We start from the raw sequence: 19,433 nt of genomic DNA on the forward strand, positions 1-19,433 counted from the left end.
ACTTCGAGTTCAAATTATACAGACAATCAACATGGACAACCGGGTGACTTTCTACCGTGATGAAATGAATGGATCAACTATATAATCTTCCCAAAAATGACCAACGGGAAGCCTGAATAAAGATACCAGAGGTCAACACTACCTCGAACTTTTTTGGTAATGTCTGCGTAACCAATACCAACTGCGAACAACAAATCCCGCTTAAAGCGGGATTTTGTTTTATATAGGGGTCACCCCAATTCGTCCCTCCAGGGCTTTATAATCGCTTTTAAGCCCTTGTTTCATTTCTGCCAGATAGTCACAGAGTTTCGGCGCTCAGCTCGTTGATGGGGAAATTAAATCGCCTTGGTTATATGCAGAATAATTGTAATGACCTCACATTAACTTTTAGAAAGTATGGATAAGTTTTCGCCTTTCCGGCTTGGATAGCAATTTTCCGTTCGTAGCTTTAGCCCGTGATTTTGTTGTCTTTAATCCGATCCGACTGGAGACTGGAAGGTAATTATCCAGCCAGTTACCTCCCGACCAACTTTATCCAATGCACATGATTCATTCTCGTATATCCTGCCTTGTATAGGCCGATTTACCAGATCGGCCTTGCAGGATGTCCTCTTTAATTCTCCAATTATTTGCAAAATCTGATTGAAATTATTGCAGTATTTGCAATTATGCCTGGGTGTTAGTAGTAGGTAAAATTTTAATATGATGTTCAGCGAGCAAGAAAAGAGGGTATGTTTGGGGCAAAAAAAACTCCCGAAAACCGGGAGGTAGTATCTTATCGCGAGGCTCGATTGCTAATTAAATATGAACGATTCTCTTTCCTTTCGGGCGTTTACCAGATTCCTTTTTCCTGTCTTCCTCCATCTGTTTTAAATCTTCCCGTTGTTGTAACCGGTCCATCAAAATTTTCTGCTGAGCCAGTTTCAGTCTTTCCGCCCTGATGGTTTGCGTCCGTTGAAATTCGCTAACCCGCACCGCATAGGTCTGTTGCATTTTTTCAAGTTCCTGGTTGGCGTTGTCCAGAGCGTTTTGAGATTCGGCATTCAGTTTCTTCCAGTCAACCTGCAACATAGCTTTTTGAATTTCCAGTTGGATCTGGTCTATGTTCACTTTCATGCCCTGGGCCTTTAAAGAGCTTTCCAGTTTTTTCCAGTCAACCTGCTGCAAGGCGACTATCGATTTTTTCAGGGCCACCTTAGCCTGAACATCGGCGTCGGTCATCACATATTTTTTGGGCAGGGAAGTATCTTCTACTGCCTGAAAATAAAAACTGGTTCCGGGCACGTAGGGGAATACCATCTGTGCCGGCGGCATGGGTGGTGGAGGGGGAACCGGGGTTCCATCATTCATAGTATAGTCGGCAGCTTCCACCTCGTTTACAAAACCGGCCATCTGTTCGGGCAGCGGATCCAGTTGTTTGCTGAGGGCGGCCAGTTTGGCGTCGGTGGTCAGCTCAATGATCTGTTCCAGTTTTTTATACGGGTCCTTCTGTCCGGGACAGCCGGTTTCTTTTTTGGGTTGTTCCGCCGGTTCGTCATTTTCCACTGCCACTGCTTCCTTCACCAGGTCATCGGCCGGCGGTGTGGCAAAAGTTTGAACGGCCTCTGTTGCCGGAACCGGTTCGCGAACCGCTACCAGTTTTTTTACGATCACGTTACCCGGGTTGTACCAGCCAATAAAAGCCATCAGCAAAGCAGACAGCACATAGGCGATCATTTTTTGGTTGAACGGGGTGCGTTCGGGTTCTGAACCCAAAATGCGTTTTACCCGGTTCAGCAAAAAATGTTTATCCTTTCCGGTAGCTGCCAGGGCCAGCTCATTGGTGGTGGCGCGGCTTTGTTCCAGTTTCAGCAAGGCGGTGGCATAGCTATGGGGTTCATAGCAAAACTGGAGTACCATGTCGTCGCAACAGTTTTCGCGTTCTTTGCGAATGATGCTGGTTAACTGGCGGGCAAACGGGTTGAAGAACAGGATCACATCTACACAGGAAATCAGCAGGTTCACCAGGTAGTCGTTGCGGCGAATATGGTTCAGTTCGTGCAGGATGATGGCTTCGGCCTGTTTCAAAGTGAGGTGGTTGACCGCGGCTACCGGTAATAAAATTACAGGTTTGATTATGCCAAGGGTCACCGGCGTATCAACCAGCGACGACAACCAGATCTGCACTTTCTTTTTAATACCCAGGTGTTGCGCTGCGTCTTTCAGAAAAAGGCGCCATTCAACATCCGCTTTCTGCAAACCGGTGTTAAACAACCGCTGGGTATGCCGGTACTGAACATAAAATCGAACAAAGAGGAAGGCGGCCGCCGCCAGGTAGGCCAACGACAGGAAGGGCAGGGCCGGTTCAAACCAATGTGAAATTATACCCGGCAATGTATGGTTAGCAATGGCCGGATCAGATGCTGCGACATATAAAGTGATCACCTGCGGACCACTGGCGGCTTTGTACAGGTTAATGACCAAGGTGGCCAAAAACCACAGCGAGCCGCCGGCTAGTGATAACAAGGCAAGTGCATGTCTTTGACGGGAGAGCAATTTTTTTCCATTCATGGTAAGCCCCACATACACCAGCCACAACAAAGCCATTTGCCATAAGCTGTTTAACAGTGCCCATCCCAACGCTTTAAGGAAAGCCGATTGGTACAACAGGTTCATGAGTTACTTATTGTTTTTTCAGATTGTCTAAGATTTTTTGGATCTCCTCCAGTTCTTCCGCCGATGCTTTGTGATTACCCAGGGCCTGCATCACCAGTTCACCGGATGACCCGCCAAACAGGCTATCGATCATCTTATTTAATAAATGCTTTTGGGTTTTTTCTTTGCTTACCGCTGCCTGGTAAATGTGGGTCTTTATAGAATCGTCACGTTTTACCAAACCTTTTTCATGCATGATCTGCATCAGTTTCAGGGTAGTGGTATAGCCGGCTTCCTTGGTTTGCAACAATTCTTCGTGCACTTCACGTACGCTGGCATTCCCTTTTTTCCATAAGATCTGCAGGATCTCTAACTCACTCTCAGTGGGTTTTATAGTTTTTGTAGTAGCCATATTTGAATAACATTTGGCTTAAAAATACGACAAATTTCGTAAGGATTTGTTAATGGAAGGTAAATTAAACGAAGGGTTTCGTGGAGCGTTTTGCGATAAAAGGGAATATGGGGTGGTGAGTGGAATTTGTGATTGGATGGGGCGGGTTGATAAAGTTGAAGGAGTTGACAGGGTTGACAAGGGAATTCAGGTTATTGGGTTGATTTTCAATTGCAGCCGGCTTTTTTATATATAATATATACAGCATCATAAATTGAAGCATTGTTTCCAACTGAAAAGGAGGCAATTTCAGTTGGTAGCAGGCTGTTTCTAACTGAAAACGGTGCGATTTCAGTTGGTAGCGGGCTGTTTCTAACTGAAAACAGTGCGATTTCAGTTGGTAGCGTACCGTTTTCAACTGAAAACGGAGTGATTTCAGTTGGTAGCGATCTGTTTCTAACTGAAAACGGGGCGTTTTCAGTTGATTGCATACCATTTTAAATCGCTTTTACTTCAACATTCAATATTCAACATTCAATATTCAAAGGCTTTCCCCTTTCTCATTCCTCATTTCTAATTCTTCTTTTCTCATTTCCCTTACGGTTTTTCCACTCCCATCATGACTCCAGCCCGGCGGGCGGTACAGGTAATTCCACCAGTGGCGAATGGAGTGGGAGCGCCAGGCGCTGCTGAATAGTTCGCCCCATTCTTTAAAAGCAATGCGTGCCGGGTTATAGGTGTCAATATTTTTTGTGAGACCGTAGGTAGGTCGTTCTTCTTCGGGTTTAAAAGTGCCAAACAACCGGTCCCAGATGATGAGAACCCCGCCGTGATTTTTATCGAGGTACTTGAGGTTACTGCCATGATGCACGCGGTGATGTGAAGGTGTATTGAAAATAAATTCGATGGGGCGGGGCAGCAGATGCACCGCTTCGGTATGGATCCAGAACTGGTAGATCAAACTGATCTGTTGCATCAGCATCACCACTATGGGATGGAACCCCAGCAGGGGCATCCACATCCAGAAAATAAAACCGCCGGTAAGGTTGCCCGTCCAGGTTTGGCGCAGGGCGGTTGACAGGTTGTACCGTTGGGAGGAATGATGCACTACGTGCGAGGCCCAGAACCAGCGAATATTATGGGAAAAATAATGGAACCAGTAATAGGAGAAGTCGTCGGCGAAAAAAGCGAGCACCCACATCCACCAGGTAAAGGGCAGGGTAAATAATCTGAATTTATATACGAGGGTGAAAGCACCGAATACGATTAGTTTTGATAAAAAGCCTGATATTACATTGCCGATTCCCATCGCCAGACTGCTGAATGTATCCCGGACCTCGTAGAGATCCTTATGTTCCTTCCAGGAATACCATGCTTCAAGCAGTAGCAATACCACAAAACATGGTATTGCAAAGTATAGGATCTCAGGCGCCATATGCAAGCTGTTTTACTGACCGATTTAACACAAAAGTAGATTTTTTTCTACATCGGTTTTGACCAACCGGTCTATATTACAATACGTAGTATGGTATAATTGATGTATTTAAATAGCAAGAACTTATAAACAGCTAGTTGTCACGGCCATGCCCTGGCCAACCAATATGAATTATGCGCACAGTGCTCCGCTACATATTATGTTCTTTTGGGGTTTTCATACTATGTATGGCCGTACATGGCCAGGATAGTACGAAGACGAAGAAGAAAACCAGGCTGGGCCACCTGACGCGTGATGTATATAAAAGCTTTGTGCATGTAGAGCCGCCGCGGCAGGATTCCTCCTTTATGCAAAAGAGTGAAGCCAGCTTTAAACTTTATGCCGGCAAGGCCATCCGCCGTATCTATATCGTGAACTTATCATTTAGTGAAAACGTATATGATACGTCTAAAAGCATTCTTAGCACCTTAACCCGGGTGGCCGACCGGCTGCAGGCGAATACAAAGGATTGGATGATCAGGGATATGTTGTTTGTAAAAAAGGGACAAATTCTCGACCCCTACCGGCTGGCGGATAATGAACGTTTTTTGCGTGACCAGAATTTTATAAAAGATGCCCGGATTGTGGTGCGCCCCACAGAGTATCCCGATTCTGTTGACCTGTATGTTCGTTTGCGCGATGTATTTAGCTGGGGTGCTGAAGTAAGTGCCTCGGGTGTAAATAATGTGAAGGCTTCCATTTATGACGCCAACTTCATGGGGATGGCGCAACGGTTACAGTATTCTATTTTATATGATAAGAACCGCACCCCGATAACAGGGTCTGAGATCAGGTACCGGAAAACCAGTGTTGCTGGTTCTTTTATTAATCTGGAAGCGGGGTACTCCACTATTAACCAGGGCGGGTTGGCCACTGAAAATGAAACGGCGTATTTCCTCAATCTCGACAGGCCCCTGTATACCCCTAATGCCCGTTTTGCAGGTGGGTTGCAGATCAGTCATAACCTGGCCACCAATGTATTTGGAAAACCGGCCGCGTTGTTCTACGATTATAAATACCAGTTAGGTGATGTATGGCTGGGTTACAATATTGGTGTAAACAAACAAAAGCGAAAAGGCAGTGATGACCGCAGCCGCCGGTTTGTATCCATGCGCTACTTCGATCAGCACTTCGATCAGTTTCCAAAACTGGATACTTTTGATCCTCGCTATACCAATAAGAAATATGTACTGGGGCAGTTCACCTGGTATAAGATCGACTTCTATCGTACCAATTATATTTTTGGTTTCGGGCGAACAGAAGACTTACCGGTGGGTATGCAGCGCAAGGTTACACTTGGCGCGGTGCAGGTTGACAGCCTGAAGCGGGTGTATGCAGGGTTTGAGTTTGATCACTGGCTGGTAGACAGCCACGATAATTACTGGAATTATACCCTGTCGTTGGGCACTAATTTCTATAAAAGGGAATGGCAGGATAACAGCACCCTGCTGAATATTTCGTGGTACAGCCGGTTAATGGATTTTACAAAATTCAAGATCAGGCAGTATGCCAACATCAGTTATGCCGGCATTTACAATCAACATGTATACGAATCACTGCACATCAACAACGAATATGGGTTAGATGAATTCAGTACCGATAGCATCCGGGCCCGGCAGCGTCTTTCGCTAGGTACGGAAACTACTTTATATACACGATGGAGTATCCTGGGTTTCAAGATCGGATTTCTGGCCTTTGCCCGGGGCACGTTAATGGAACCGCCGGTACTGGGTATCTGGCGGGGTGGCCTTTTTCCCTCGCTGGGTGGTGGAGTAAGAACCCGTAACGAAAACCTGATCTTCGGCACCATCGAGGCCCGCTTCACCTGGTTCCCGCATACCCTGTACGGCGTAAATAATTTTACTGTTACGGTGCGCAGTAACCTCCGTGTAAAAGCTACGGGTTCGTTTGTACAAGCTCCGTGGTTTGCGTTGGTAAAGTAATGTGATAATTAGCCAATCCTATAATTCGATAATGAAATCCAGTGTAAGGGTTAGTATGTAGATTTTGCCTTTAGTGATTGACTAATGTGCTGTAAACCGGCTATGGAAGACTGTTTTATAAGGGTATTCTTGTAGCAATAACAAGGGAAGGGTATATAAAAAAAAGGGACCCCGATGTAGAAACATGGGGTCGTTGGTATTTGGTATGATATAGTGCCTTAAGTTGTTACCGTAAAGATAATGTCGTTGTTTGAATATTTTAAGATTTTTTTTTAATTTCTTAATTGAACTTTTTTTCTACTGTATAAGTATTTGTCAGATCACGGTTAGGTGCAGGTATTACAGTTTTCTTTTCTGTGTGAACAGTCTGCGTATTACCGTTACTATGTATTTGAGCCAGGGTAGGTGCAATTACCAGTGATACAATCGACATCAGTTTGATGAGGATATTCATAGATGGACCTGAAGTATCTTTAAACGGATCACCTACAGTATCACCGGTTACAGATGCTTTATGGGGCTCACTCTTTTTGTAATAAATCTGGCCATTGATCTCAACACCTTTTTCAAAAGACTTCTTGGCATTATCCCAGGCGCCACCGGCGTTGTTCTGGAACATACCCATCAATACGCCACTAACGGTAGCGCCAGCCAGAAAACCACCTAATGCTTCAGGGCCTAACAGGAAACCAATGATGAGGGGAGAAGCAATGGCAATAAGACCAGGCATGATCATTTTTTTGATAGATGCGTTGGTTGAAATCGCCACGCATTTATCATATTCGGGTTTGCCTTTTCCTTCCATGATACCAGGAATGGTGCGGAACTGACGGCGCACTTCTTCCACCATGGCCATTGCAGCTTCACCTACTGCACGGATAGCCAGTGAGGAGAAGATGAAGGGGATCATCCCACCTACAAACAGCGCAGCCAGTACATCGGCTTTATAAATATTGATACCGGGAATTTTTGCTACACCTACAAATGCTGCAAACAGGGCTAGTGCGGTCAACGCAGCGGATGCGATCGCAAAACCTTTACCGGTAGCAGCGGTTGTGTTTCCTACTGCATCCAGTACATCGGTTTTTTCACGCACCTCTTTGGGCAACTCGCTCATTTCAGCAATACCACCGGCGTTATCGGCAATTGGTCCAAAGGCGTCGATGGCTAACTGCATGGCAGTAGTGGCCATCATCCCGGCTGCGGCAATACCTACACCGTACAAACCTGCACATTGGTAAGAACCCCAGATACCACCGGCCAGCACCAGAATTGGCAACAAGGTACTTTCCATACCTACTGCCAAACCACCAATAACGTTGGTAGCGTGGCCGGTAGCCGATTGGCGGATGATGCTCATTACCGGACGTTTACCCATTGCGGTATAATACTCGGTGATGATGCTCATTAATGTTCCCACTACAAGCCCTACGACAATAGCGCCGAGAATGCCTTCACGGGTAAAGGTTTTGCTGCCTGTTATCAACGTACCATTGGCCATGTCACGGATCAGGTGAAATTCCCCGGTAGGCAGGATCCAGAATACCAGACCAACACAGGCAATTGCTGTAAGCACAATGGAACCCCAGTTACCCATATTCAGCGCTTTTTGTACCGTGCTGGTATTAACACCGGCCGATTCGCTGATGCGTACAAAGAAGGTTCCTATGATAGAAAATAAGATGCCTACGCCTGCAATCATCATGGGCAGCAATATCAGTGACATACCACCGAACTGGTCGTTAACAACCGCTTCGCGGCCCAGTACCATGGTAGCCAGTACCGTAGCTACATAAGAGCCGAACAGGTCGGCGCCCATACCAGCCACGTCGCCTACGTTATCACCCACGTTATCGGCAATGGTGGCCGGGTTGCGCGGATCATCTTCGGGGATGCCGGCTTCCACTTTACCCACCAGGTCAGCGCCTACGTCGGCAGCTTTGGTATAAATACCACCCCCCACACGGGCAAACAGGGCAATTGATTCGGCGCCTAATGAAAAGCCGGTAAGCACTTCAATGGTCCGCATCATTTCCGGAGAGTCTACCCCTGCATTGGGTGCAAAAATCATTTTAAGGATGAGGAACAAACTGCTTAAGCCTAAAACAGCCAAACCCGCCACACCCATACCCATTACAGAACCGCCGGTAAATGATACCGCCAGGGCTTTGCTCAAGCTGGTACGGGCTGCATTGGCGGTACGCACATTGGCCTTGGTGGCCACCCGCATACCTATATAACCGGCTGTTGCACTGAGGATGGCGCCAAAAATGAACGCAATGGCTATTGACCAGTGTGAGTCCGGATTGGCGCTGGCCATTACTCCCAGCAAAATCGCAACAATAACAACGAAATAGCCGAGAATTTTCCATTCGGCACGTAAAAAGGCCATCGCACCTTGTGCTATGTATGTGCTGATCTCTTTCATGCGGTCGGTACCCGCGTCTTGTTTAGAAACCCATTTGAATTTTAAGAGAGTGTACAGCAAGCCCAGAATGCCCATGGCGGGCGCTAAGTAGAACAGTTTGTCCATAGTTTTGATTCTTAATCGCTAGATTTTTATAAGGTGAACAAATATAAGGAAATACAGTCAATAGGCTAATGGGCTAATTTGCCAATGTACTAATAATACAGGAGGCGGCATCAAAATGATGCCGCCTCCTGTATTATATTCGTATTTCATTAGCCCATTAGCCCATTAGCATATTAGCTAATTCTTCTTAAACAGTCCTTTCAGCAGCCCTTTGCCCTTTTCTTCCAGCTGTTGTTTATTGCTTTTAACCGCACTGTCCTTGGTACCTGTGCTGTCTTTACGTCCGGACAGTACGCTGGTCAGGTAATCTTTACCGGCCTGTACCGCCTGGGTTTTTACCGATGCCAGGGTGTCTTTTGCAGCGGCTTTTTTAGCTTCTACCAGCTCTTTCGCCTGGTCCTTCATATCATCGGCCAGGGAGTTGCCCGAACCGGCGAGATCGGTTTTTATGGTTGGGTTGGTAATACTACCACCAAGGTTCACCTTAAAGTTTACTACATCGCTCACCTTAACGGGAACGCCTTTACTGTTGGCCTGTGAAACCAGGTTGTTCACGAGGGCATTGGCCTGGCTGCCCAGCTTTTCGCGCGGCACTTTCATGTTTATCACATAATCGATCGATTGGTCAAGCCCGTGCTTACCGCCAATTTCCATATCCATGTCCTGCACTTTTACATTGAAAGGTTTTACAAACACTTTGCCATCGGCCACATCAAAATAGCTTTTTACGTCTTTCAATGAAATTTCTTTCAGGGCCGAGATATTGAGTGCGCCGGCCAGTTTATCCAACGGCGCAAATTTGTTCAGCACACCCTGTAACAACAGCATGGAGCCGCTGCCGGTGAGTGTGCTCAGATCGGGCATCATGGTTTCGCCCAGCTTGCCGTTGAGGGTAAGCTTTGAGGTTAATTTACCGGCAATGAACTGGCCAATGGGCATCAGTTTCTGCACCGTATTATACGCCATGAATGTTTTCTGAATATCCAGGTTCTGAATGTCATAGTTAAGCGAAATATCGGGTTTCTTCTTGCTTGCTTTGGTAGAGTAGGAGCCGCCCAGTGCAATGGTGCCGTCGAGGGCTTCCATTTTTACATCTTTCATGCTAACGGTCTCATCCTTCACCGCGAGTGTACCTACAATATTTTTATAATCCACCTTGTCGTATTTAACATCGCCTGCCTTTGCATTGAGCGTAAGGTTCAGGTTTTTGGGAACCGCAAATGGTTCGCTTGCCGGGGCAGGTGCGCCGGCTTTGGTGGCCGTATCTTTTGCTGCAGGGGCAGGCGTTGCGGTGGCGCTGGTAGTGCCCATTAATTTGTTAAGGTCCACTTTGTCTGCAGATACGTTCAAGGTACCAGCCAGGGTTTCGTTTTTTAATGCATACCCTATCAGGTTATCGAAGTAACCATTGGCATTGAAGTTGGTGCCCTGGAAATTACCGGTTACATCGTTCACCGTAACGTTTTTAGGGTTGAAGGTGAGCTGGGTATTTTTCAGGTTAACGCCATCGGGATAATCTTTCGACTTATAGCTAACGTTAGTAACCTGTATGTTGCCGGCTGTTTGAATGGCATCGTACTGACTTTTATCGATAGATGATTTCTTTCCTTTTACCGATATATTGGCATTGAGGTTACCGGCCAGTGAGGTGCCTGGTTCAAATTTATAAAACTGGGCTATGTTGGCCAGGTTGAATGTACCTTTGGCGGTTCCGTCAAAAAAAGGGTCTGAGGCCAGTGTTTTCAATAACAGGTTCAGGTCAACCACATCTTTGCCTATTTCAATATGCGCAGCAGGGATGGTTATCACTGCATGGTCTGCCAGCGCATCGGGGCTTTCAAAGTTTATTCTTGCGCTGGTATTTTGTATAGGGGCCGGGAAGTCTTTTGATGAATAATACAGTTTGCTGATGTCGATATAACCCTTGGCAGTAAAATCGCCGGGTTGTTGTTTTTGTACAACCGCCAGGCTGCCTTTTGCCTGCACATCTGCATCCAGGTTACCCGCCAGTTTGGTGCCGGGCAGCTTTACAAACTGGGTAATGGTGGCCAGGTCCAGCTTGCCTTTGGCGGCTGCATCGATGTACTGGGCGGTCATGGGCTTTTGAAACAGCACGTGAAAATCGAAAGGATCGGCGCCAAATTCAATATGCGCTTTTGGAATGTCAACCACTGCATTATCGGTTACGCCATCCGGGTTGTTCACTTTTAACACCAGGTTGATGTGCTGAACCGGTTTGGGCAGATCGGGATACTGGAAGAACCCGTCCTGGATTTCGAGATTGACATTGTATGCGGGTATTTTGGCGCCGCCGTAGGTGCCTTTTATAAAACCACTGAACAGCGCTTTACCGCTTGTTTTTATTTTTTCAAAATCCTGGGCATATACAGCAGGGATCAGGGACAAAATGCTTTTAAAGTCGGTTGAGGGTGCTTTAAAATTGATGTCCATGTTGTAGGTGCTGTCATTCACCAACTGGAAAAAACCGTCTGTTGCGAGTTTTAACCCGTTCAGGGCTATTTCTTCCGTCTTCCAGGAGTATTTGCTGTTTTTGGTATCTACCACAATATCCAGGTCAATGCCGGTTTTGGTATTGTTGAGGTAGGGAATGCCGCCGTAGATAAATGTTACGGCGTCGGCATTGGTGTTGGTTTTCAGCGTAAACAGGTCTGAAGTGAAATCACCGCTGCCTTCGTGGGTTAAATTCACCAGCTCGGTGCTCATGCCCGTGGTAGCGTCGTCGTATTTTACGTACGCATTGTTGATGGCATAATGCTGCAGGTTCATTTCAAAAGGCGAAGCGGCCGTATCAGCGGTTGCCGTAGGGGCAGTGGCCGTATCGGGTTTGGTGATGTCCCAGTTGGCCTTGCCTTCCTTGGTAACAAGGGCATGAATACGCGGTTCATCGATATTAACCGAATAAATTTTCATATTCTTGCCGCCAATTACGCTGAAAAGGTTCACAGCAACATCGATTTCTTTGGCACTGATAAGGGTATCTTTGGCAAATATATCTGTGCCAACTACCTGTAGGTCTTCGAGCGCTACAGAAACCCGGGGAAAATGACGAAAAAAGGAGAGGCTGAGGTCTTTAAAATCAACCTGGGCGTTGATGTTCTTGTTGATCTGTTCTTTAGCAATGGCAATGATCTTGCCTTTGAAAATAAAAGGGGCCACAAACAGGATCACCAATAAAACGCCAAGGGATATTCCGGTGATCTTCAGGATTTTTTTGAGCATAGGTAATTGGTTTACTTTCAATCGGGTGTGTGAAGGTAAAGTAAAAAGAAGCAAGATACAAGAAACCAGGCACATGGCTTGGATAAATGCCAGGTACAGGCTGCCGGACCCATGAAACCTGAAACGTGTAACAAATTAAAAATATGACCCCTGAAAGACATGACCGCCTGATGGCGGTATTAAAAAAGCGGCAAAGTGATTTAACGGTAGTGCTGGAAAATGTGTCTGATCCGCATAATATTTCTGCGGTAATGCGTACCTGTGATGCGGTAGGGATACAGGAAGTGTATGTGTTGAACAACAAAATTCCCCGGCATAAAAAATGGGGCGCCAGAAGCAGCAGCAGTGCCGCCAAATGGCTGAGTATTTACCAGTTTACCGATGCAGAAGCCTGTTTTGCCGCTTTGCGTCAGAAATATGACCGTATTTTAACCACCCATCTTAGCAGTGATGCGGTTAATTTGTACGATATTGATTTTACCGGCCGTATTGCCCTCGTATTTGGCAACGAGCACTCCGGTGTAAGCGATGAGATCAGGGCCATGGCCGATGGTAATTTTATTATTCCGCAGGTAGGCATTATTAAATCGCTGAATATTTCTGTTGCCTGCGCGGTTACCCTGTATGAAGCGCAACGGCAAAAGTTACTGGCCGGGCATTATGATAAAAGCCGCATGCCGGAACAACAAATGAATGAATTACTGGAGAAGTGGGGGGTTGAAGAAGAAATGGAAATTAAGAATGAAGAACAGAGGAATGAGAAAGGGAATATTGAATATTGAATGTCCAATGTTGAATGTTGAAGTGAAATACAAGGCAATGAAACACTTAATCATTACGGCCAGTTTAATATTATCTGCATTAGTTGGGTTTACGCAAACCATTAAAAAGGTAAAGGTTACCGAAGTGGAAGAGTATGTCAAAAACAGCGATCACCCTATTGTGTTGAATTGCTGGGCTACCTGGTGTGCGCCCTGTAACGAGGAAATACCTTACTTTATGGAGAGCGTTAAAAAGTACAGTGAGCAAAAAGTAGAACTGGTGCTGGTAAGTCTCGACTTTGCGAAATCCTATCCAACCAAAATCGCCGGGCAGATAAATAAAAAGCATTTTGAGGCTACTTTTTTCTGGCTCAACGAAACCAATGCCGATTATTTTTGTCCGAAAATAGACCCCAAATGGGATGGCACGCTGCCATCGACTGTATATATAAATCCTGCAACCGGTTATCGTAAATTCTTTGGCCGACCTATGACCGATAGACAGATCGATCTCGAAGTAGGTCGTTTGGTAGGACTGAAAAAATAAGTAAAAAGTTGACCAGTTAACTTGTTAACAGGTTAACTGGTCAACTAATCAACCGGAATTATTATTTCAGGCTCTTGTTAATTGCTTTCGCAGAATCGAGGTGCATTCTAAGCGTTGGCAATTTTTGTGAGCAAAATGTTTTTACATCAGGATCTGTTCCGTCCTTGGCGCATTTCTCAAACATATCTACCACGTCTTTATGGTCGCTTTCCATCATTTTCATATAGGCTTTATCAAAGTCATGACCCTGTTTTTTGGTAAGGTCATTTATATGATCCTGATTTTTACCACCCAGTTCAGCAGGTAAGTTTACATTCTTGCCACGGGCAATTGTTTTTAACTCTTCACCGGCGGCACTATGATCCTTTACCATCATTTCTGCAAACATTTTTACCCGGGGATTCACAGCCTTTTGTTCGGCCAGCTTGCTGGCTTCAACTTCCGTCATGCCGCCAACGGCAGCATCATTCATAAATGTGTGGGTTTTATCATCCACCGTAGTAGTTGCCATCTTTGATGAATCGGGCATGTTGGTAACATCGCGATTGGCATCGGAGTTATTGGGTGGTGCTTCACTGATCCCGGTTGAATCGGCTGTTTTACCATTATTTGAGGCGGGGCCACCACAGGCAAATAAAGAAACCATAGCGCATACGGCAAATGAATAAAAGATTGTTTTTTTCATTCTGAACATTTTTTTAGTGTTTTATAAGTAGCGGCATGGAATAGTAGAGTTGATATATGTTTAGCATTTTTTATGCCCTGCCTGTGGGTAGCTGGCATAATCGTAATATTATGAATGATATAGGTTGATTGGGGATTTATGTCAACAAGAAGTAGGGCAGAAGGCAGAAGATTTCCGGCGGCGCAGGATAGTGATTAATCACAACCTTCGCGAACTGGCCTTCAGCGTTCAGCGTTTAACTTTCAGCTTAAAATAAATCCCCCGCCTCAGCCGAGACAGGGGATGTACAGATTTTAAAAACGGGACTTATTGGTGTTAAGAGATTCGCTTAATACTACAACCAACCGATCTTGATTGTTTTACCGATACTTCCTTCCCGGACAGCACCTCATTCATCGCTTCTTTTAAATGATGGCGGGTTACACTGGCAGCATCGGATGATGGACTGTCGTCAATGGCGCCATGATATACCAGCTTTCCATTTTTATCAAACAGAAAACATTCCGGTGTACGGGAGGCTCCAAATGCATCGGCCAATTCATTATTCTTATCCTCGGCATAATACCAATTGTAGGCCTGTTCTTTCGCATAAGCCTGCATGGCGGTCAATGATTCAGAACTTTTTCGGTTAGCTTCATTAGCATTCAATAAAACCACACCAATGCTTTTGTGTATTGCATATTGACAGATTTCCCTGGTACGGGCCTGATTGTTGATAACCACAGGGCAGGTATTACAACTAAACATTACCAGCAAGCCGTTCTCTTTCATAGCGTTTTTTAATGTCACCTCTTTGCCGGAAATGTCTTTTAACTTATTGTCTGCTTTGGGTATGCCTGATCCTAATGGCAATGGGTCTTTCATAGCAAATGCAAACAAAACCATTACAGGCAATAGCAGCAATAAGCCGGATATTGCTTTTTTCATTAGACATTTATTTATGATGTTATTAACAGGGGGGAATTACCAATAAGATCTTCATGGTACGGAGGTTCTTCATGAAAATTTTATTACGGAGCTTTCATTGTAGCAGATCTCTATGACAAACAGCTATGCAAAGTTTACTAAAAAATGCTGGTTTTACCTAGTAATTTCTGTGGTGCTGCTTTAAAATTTTATTAAAAAATGCAGATTAAATGTAATGTGAGCCGATTAACAAATGTTATACGCGGTCGCGAAAAATGAGGTCTTCATTTATATTATGCTGTTGTTTGTCGCGTTCATCGGCCATTGCCTTGATGGAGTGAATGCTTACATTCAATTCATACCCAATGAGCAATACGAGCGAATTAATATAAATTATAATCATCAGTACAATGATGGTGCCTATTGATCCATACAGGGCATTGTACTTGCCGAAGTTGTTTACAAAAATGGAAAAGCTTAAAGTGGTAAGGATGCTTAAGAACGTGGCCAGGATGGCGCCTGGTGAAAACAGGCGGAACCGTTTTTTTATAGCCGGTGCATATTTATAAATAAATGCAATGGCATAGAAGATGAGGGTAACTATAAACAACCACCTTGCTATACCAATTAATTGCAGTACGGTGGTGTTTTGAATACCTAACCATTTCAACACCGCGTTTTGCGCAATCAGTAATATTAAGCAGGCTAATATTAAGCCCATAATGATTACGGTGAGTTTGATGGCTACCATGCGGGTATTTAACCCGGTGCGTTTTTCAAAACCAATATAGTTTTTATTGAACGAACGCATTAAGCCCATCATGCCATTGGAAGCAAAAAAGATCAACAGCACAAAACCGAACGACAACAATGCGATGTGATCTTCTTTAAAAAAGCTGTCTACAAAGGTGATGATCCCTTTGTTATACGTATCGGCCGGAATAATGTCGCGAATGATAGAGTGCAGCTGCCGTTTTATTTGCCCCTTGCGTATAAACGGCAATTGTGGTATTAAAGTAAATAAGAACAGGCAGGAGGGCGGAATAGACATGATAAAGTTATACGAAACGGCCGATGCCCTTTCCGTTAAACCCACCCGGCGGATCTGTTCTTTAAAAAACTTTATTACATCGAACAGGGGTACCCCGTCGAAACCAGGTAATATTATCTTTTTACTTTTTTCTGCAAAAAAGCGAATAGGGGGTGAGTTTAATATAACGCGTTCTACGTTCATTTATGTCTTAATAAATTGCCTTTTTCAAACTGTCTTTGGCTGCTCTTTTCTGTTGTTCTACGTCCTGTGCCTTGCGGAAATCATTAGCCACTTTTACGTGGTCACCAAATGTTGAGGTGAAGATATGATGTCCTGAAAAATCACTTGCAGCTACAAAATAAAGATAATTTGTTTGTGCCGGTTGTAAAACTGCGTCGAGCGTTTGTACCGAAGGAGTACAAATGGGGCCGGGCGGCAAACCCATATTCCTGTACGTATTATAAGGCGATTCTACCTGGGTATGTTTTTCGTAAATACGTCTTAAGGTAAAGTCTTTCAGGGCAAATTTAACCGTAGGATCGGCCTGTAAGCGCATTCCCTTGTTCAGCCGGTTAAGGTATACACTGGCAATGGTATCTTTCTCCGACAATCTATTGGTTTCTTCTTCTACAATAGAGGCCAGCGTGTACGCCTGGATGGGAGTGAGGCCCAGTTTACGGGCTTCGTCGCGGCGGGCATCTGTCCAAACCTTTTTATACTCGCCATAGAATTTTTCAAATACGGTACTCAGGGAAGCATTCCAGAAGTAGGTATATGTATTAGGATAGATCATGGCCATTACCGTATTGCTATCGAACCCGTACTGTTGCAGGGTGTCGGGATTGGTAAGGTAATTGAGCACGTCCATAGAATCCAGTTCCATTTTGCGGCCCAGGAACCCTGCCAGGTTTTCTTTAGTGCGCAGCTTGGTAATAATCAGTTTTACCGGGGCCTGGGTGCCGTTGCGCAGAAGCCGGGTAATATCCATCAGGCTCATGCCATTCTTTATTTCATAACGGCCGGCCTTTAATTTTTCAGGAACATCCAGTCTGGTAGCTAACAGGTCGAGCATGCCCGGGCTTTTTACCAGGTCGCTGTCTTTAACTGATTTCAGCACTTCCGGCCAGGTGGCATGACCGGTATATACGTAGAGGTATTTCGATTTTTGAGGAAATGCGGTATTGGCTGTGAAGAACTGCCAGCCTGCAAAGGCGCCTGCCAGCACTACAATAATCAGAACGCTTGTTACCAGTTTTCTGAACATGGGATATAGATTATTTTTTTATCATCTGTTGCTGTTGATTCTTATCAATCCTGCGAGTGCAAGAACTATGCTAATAGTGAGTAGTTGGTGGTGAGTAGTGAGTGGGTTCCCTGTTTTTCAGACATCTACAAATGTCGCGAACCTACTCACCGCTCACCGGGCTTCTACAAAATAAAAAACCCTGCCCAAATTAAAGACAGGGTTCAGCTATTTTTTACAATATCTTATTTCCCTTGTACGGGGGCAGTATTTTGTAAAGGTGATCCGCTGGCAGGGGCAGTAGCTCCGGCAGCCGGACGGGCATTGATGGAGTCAGCTCTGGTTACTTTACCCTGGGGGATAAAGAAAGAAGAAGCCAAACATAACAGGGCAATTGCAATAGCCATAACCCAGGTACCTTTTTCCAGTACATCGGTTGTTTGTTTTACACCCATGAATTGGGTATTAAAACCGGCAATGCTTCCGGCCAATCCACCGCCTTTTGGGTTCTGGATCAGGATAAACAACCCAATGGCCACGCTAGCTATAATTATGAGTACCAGAAACAAAATGATCATGTCACTGTGCTTTTAATTGTTCAATACGACGCGCAAAATAAGAACTTTTGCCGGGATTAAGCAAACTTAATTTCTCATATACACGTATTGCCTTGCCGGGATTTCCCTGTTTGGCCCAAACTTCGGCCATGGCTTCGGTCAATACCTCTTTTTCCTCAATGGAATGTTCAGCAATGCGTTGAATGCTCTGGTTGGTAATGTCGTCTATGGAGGTAGATTCAACAGGACCAACCCGTTTCATGCTCCGCAACCAGTCGGTAAAGCTTTTCAGCTGTTTACCCAGCTTGTCCTTCAGTTCTTCCTGTAACAGCTTTATACCCTGGGACGCAAAATAGTCGATGGTGTGGTACGATTCAAAGACCGGTTCACCCAAATCAACTGCCATTCTCCCTTCCTGTGTGGCGGCGGTAAAGCCGGCCGGCTGCTCGGATGCTGCCACAGGCTGAACAGGGGCTTCTGCAGCAACTGCTACAGGTTCTGCTGCAGGAATTATTTCATTAAGCTCTTCAACTGCTTGTTCTTCAATAGCTATTTCGGCCGGGGCCTGGGTAGTTTCCACAACCGCCGGCGGGGCAATGGTGGCCAGTTCCTCGGGTGCTATTTCTATCGCGGGCACAATGTCATCTGCTACGGCGGTAACTTCCATCTCTACTTTTGTAACATCAACGGCCGGTACAATATCATCTTCCTGGGGCATGGTTTCCAGTTCAGCGACGGTTACTTCTACTGCTGGTACAATGTCATCGGCTTCTTTATCAATTTCCTCCGAAATAATAGGAGTGGGTGGAATCAATGCTTCTTCTGTAATGCTAACTGCATTGGTGGCAATTTCTGCAGGCGGATTTTCTTCAGCCAGCTGACTGGTTTCGGCAATGGCTACTGCCGAGGCTGTTTCTGCTTCGGGTGGGGTGGTGGCGTCCTTTTCAACCAGGGAGCCATCTTCATTCACCTGCAGGCTTATTTCCTGTTCCTGTTCTTCTGTAACTGGTTCTTCAGTGGCAGCAACTGCCGGTTGCTCTGCAACAGGTTCTATAGCTGGTGGTTCTGCAGGCGTTTCGGCCAATGCAGCTGGTACAACAGGTTCCTCCGCGGGTAATTCCGGTTCAACCGCTGATGGTGGGTTACTAAATGCAGGGCCTGTTTTAGGCATCTGTACCACAATTCTAAACCCTGGTTGCTGGGCAGTTTCTTCGGCTTTTACCGGAATAATGGGCGCATCTTCCTTCTGGTCGAGTTGCCAGCGTAACCATAATGCATTATGAAAATAAAGAGAAGCCTGTTCTCCCTGTTCATAATGATTATAGGAGCCAATGTCCTTCAGCTTTTTGGCATACAGGAATTGTCCAACCGCAGCATATGGGTAATCGTCTGTGAACTGTTTCAGTTCCTGTTCAGTCACCTGTTCAAAGGAGTCTTTGTCGAAAAGGTGTTTGACCAGTGTTTGAATGTGATATTGCATGTAACC

Annotated in this window: 15 protein-coding genes; 3 read left to right on the forward strand and 12 right to left on the reverse strand. The window is 45.4% G+C overall.

What is annotated here, in order from left to right; translation table 11 throughout:
• Positions 1–798: 798 nt before the first annotated feature.
• The 4 genes from NIAKO_RS05785 to NIAKO_RS05800 form a co-directional block, all read right to left on the reverse strand.
• Positions 799–2,655, reverse strand: coding sequence for a M56 family metallopeptidase (locus tag NIAKO_RS05785; RefSeq protein ID WP_014217464.1), 1,857 nt, complete (start codon positions 2,653–2,655; stop codon positions 799–801).
• A 7-nt stretch (positions 2,656–2,662) separates the two neighbouring features.
• Positions 2,663–3,046 carry a BlaI/MecI/CopY family transcriptional regulator gene (locus tag NIAKO_RS05790; protein WP_014217465.1) on the reverse strand — a complete coding sequence of 128 codons (384 nt, stop codon included), beginning with the start codon at positions 3,044–3,046 and terminating at the stop codon, positions 2,663–2,665.
• Between the two features lie 206 nt (positions 3,047–3,252).
• The gene (locus NIAKO_RS38405; RefSeq protein ID WP_133055314.1) at positions 3,253–3,516 is read right to left on the reverse strand and encodes a hypothetical protein; all 264 of its coding nucleotides are present in this window, start codon (positions 3,514–3,516) and stop codon (positions 3,253–3,255) included.
• A gap of 50 nt (positions 3,517–3,566) precedes the next feature.
• Positions 3,567–4,460 carry a sterol desaturase family protein gene (locus NIAKO_RS05800; RefSeq protein WP_014217467.1) on the reverse strand — a complete coding sequence of 298 codons (894 nt, stop codon included), beginning with the start codon at positions 4,458–4,460 and terminating at the stop codon, positions 3,567–3,569.
• Positions 4,461–4,633: 173 nt separating this feature from the next.
• Here NIAKO_RS05800 and NIAKO_RS05805 point away from each other — a divergent pair, with 173 nt between their 5' ends.
• Positions 4,634–6,442 (forward strand): BamA/TamA family outer membrane protein, encoded by a 1,809-nt coding sequence (locus NIAKO_RS05805; protein ID WP_133055313.1) that lies wholly within the window; start codon positions 4,634–4,636, stop codon positions 6,440–6,442.
• 280 nt (positions 6,443–6,722) lie between these two features.
• Here the strand turns inward: NIAKO_RS05805 and NIAKO_RS05810 are convergent, their stop codons facing one another.
• The gene (locus NIAKO_RS05810; protein WP_014217469.1) at positions 6,723–8,975 is read right to left on the reverse strand and encodes a sodium-translocating pyrophosphatase; all 2,253 of its coding nucleotides are present in this window, start codon (positions 8,973–8,975) and stop codon (positions 6,723–6,725) included.
• A 177-nt stretch (positions 8,976–9,152) separates the two neighbouring features.
• Positions 9,153–12,215: an AsmA family protein gene (locus tag NIAKO_RS05815; protein ID WP_014217470.1), complete on the reverse strand. Its 3,063-nt coding sequence runs from the start codon at positions 12,213–12,215 to the stop codon at positions 9,153–9,155.
• Positions 12,216–12,358: 143 nt separating this feature from the next.
• Here NIAKO_RS05815 and NIAKO_RS05820 point away from each other — a divergent pair, with 143 nt between their 5' ends.
• Together NIAKO_RS05820 and NIAKO_RS05825 are read left to right on the forward strand one after the other, a co-directional pair.
• The gene (locus NIAKO_RS05820) at positions 12,359–12,997 is read left to right on the forward strand and encodes a TrmH family RNA methyltransferase (RefSeq protein ID WP_014217471.1); all 639 of its coding nucleotides are present in this window, start codon (positions 12,359–12,361) and stop codon (positions 12,995–12,997) included.
• A 37-nt stretch (positions 12,998–13,034) separates the two neighbouring features.
• A complete protein-coding gene (locus NIAKO_RS05825) occupies positions 13,035–13,523 on the forward strand; it encodes a redoxin domain-containing protein (RefSeq protein ID WP_049815467.1) in 489 nt (162 codons plus the stop codon).
• Positions 13,524–13,584: 61 nt separating this feature from the next.
• Here the strand turns inward: NIAKO_RS05825 and NIAKO_RS05830 are convergent, their stop codons facing one another.
• The 6 genes from NIAKO_RS05830 to NIAKO_RS36435 all read right to left on the reverse strand — a co-directional run bounded on the left by NIAKO_RS05830 (position 13,585) and on the right by NIAKO_RS36435 (position 19,427).
• Entirely contained in the window at positions 13,585–14,208 is a 624-nt protein-coding gene (locus NIAKO_RS05830; RefSeq protein ID WP_014217473.1) for a DUF4142 domain-containing protein, read from the reverse strand.
• A 315-nt stretch (positions 14,209–14,523) separates the two neighbouring features.
• Positions 14,524–15,135: a thioredoxin family protein gene (locus NIAKO_RS05835; protein WP_014217474.1), complete on the reverse strand. Its 612-nt coding sequence runs from the start codon at positions 15,133–15,135 to the stop codon at positions 14,524–14,526.
• Positions 15,136–15,370: 235 nt separating this feature from the next.
• Positions 15,371–16,348, reverse strand: a complete 978-nt coding sequence (locus tag NIAKO_RS05840; RefSeq protein WP_014217475.1) for a YihY/virulence factor BrkB family protein — start codon at positions 16,346–16,348, stop codon at positions 15,371–15,373.
• A gap of 7 nt (positions 16,349–16,355) precedes the next feature.
• Positions 16,356–17,411 carry an endolytic transglycosylase MltG gene (gene mltG / locus NIAKO_RS05845; protein ID WP_014217476.1) on the reverse strand — a complete coding sequence of 352 codons (1,056 nt, stop codon included), beginning with the start codon at positions 17,409–17,411 and terminating at the stop codon, positions 16,356–16,358.
• A 224-nt stretch (positions 17,412–17,635) separates the two neighbouring features.
• Positions 17,636–17,968, reverse strand: coding sequence for a preprotein translocase subunit SecG (secG, locus tag NIAKO_RS05850; protein WP_014217477.1), 333 nt, complete (start codon positions 17,966–17,968; stop codon positions 17,636–17,638).
• Position 17,969: 1 nt separating this feature from the next.
• Positions 17,970–19,427: a hypothetical protein gene (locus tag NIAKO_RS36435; RefSeq protein WP_014217478.1), complete on the reverse strand. Its 1,458-nt coding sequence runs from the start codon at positions 19,425–19,427 to the stop codon at positions 17,970–17,972.
• Positions 19,428–19,433: the final 6 nt, after the last annotated feature.

Origin of the sequence: Niastella koreensis GR20-10, assembly GCF_000246855.1 — a bacterium.
Lineage (GTDB): Bacteria > Bacteroidota > Bacteroidia > Chitinophagales > Chitinophagaceae > Niastella > Niastella koreensis.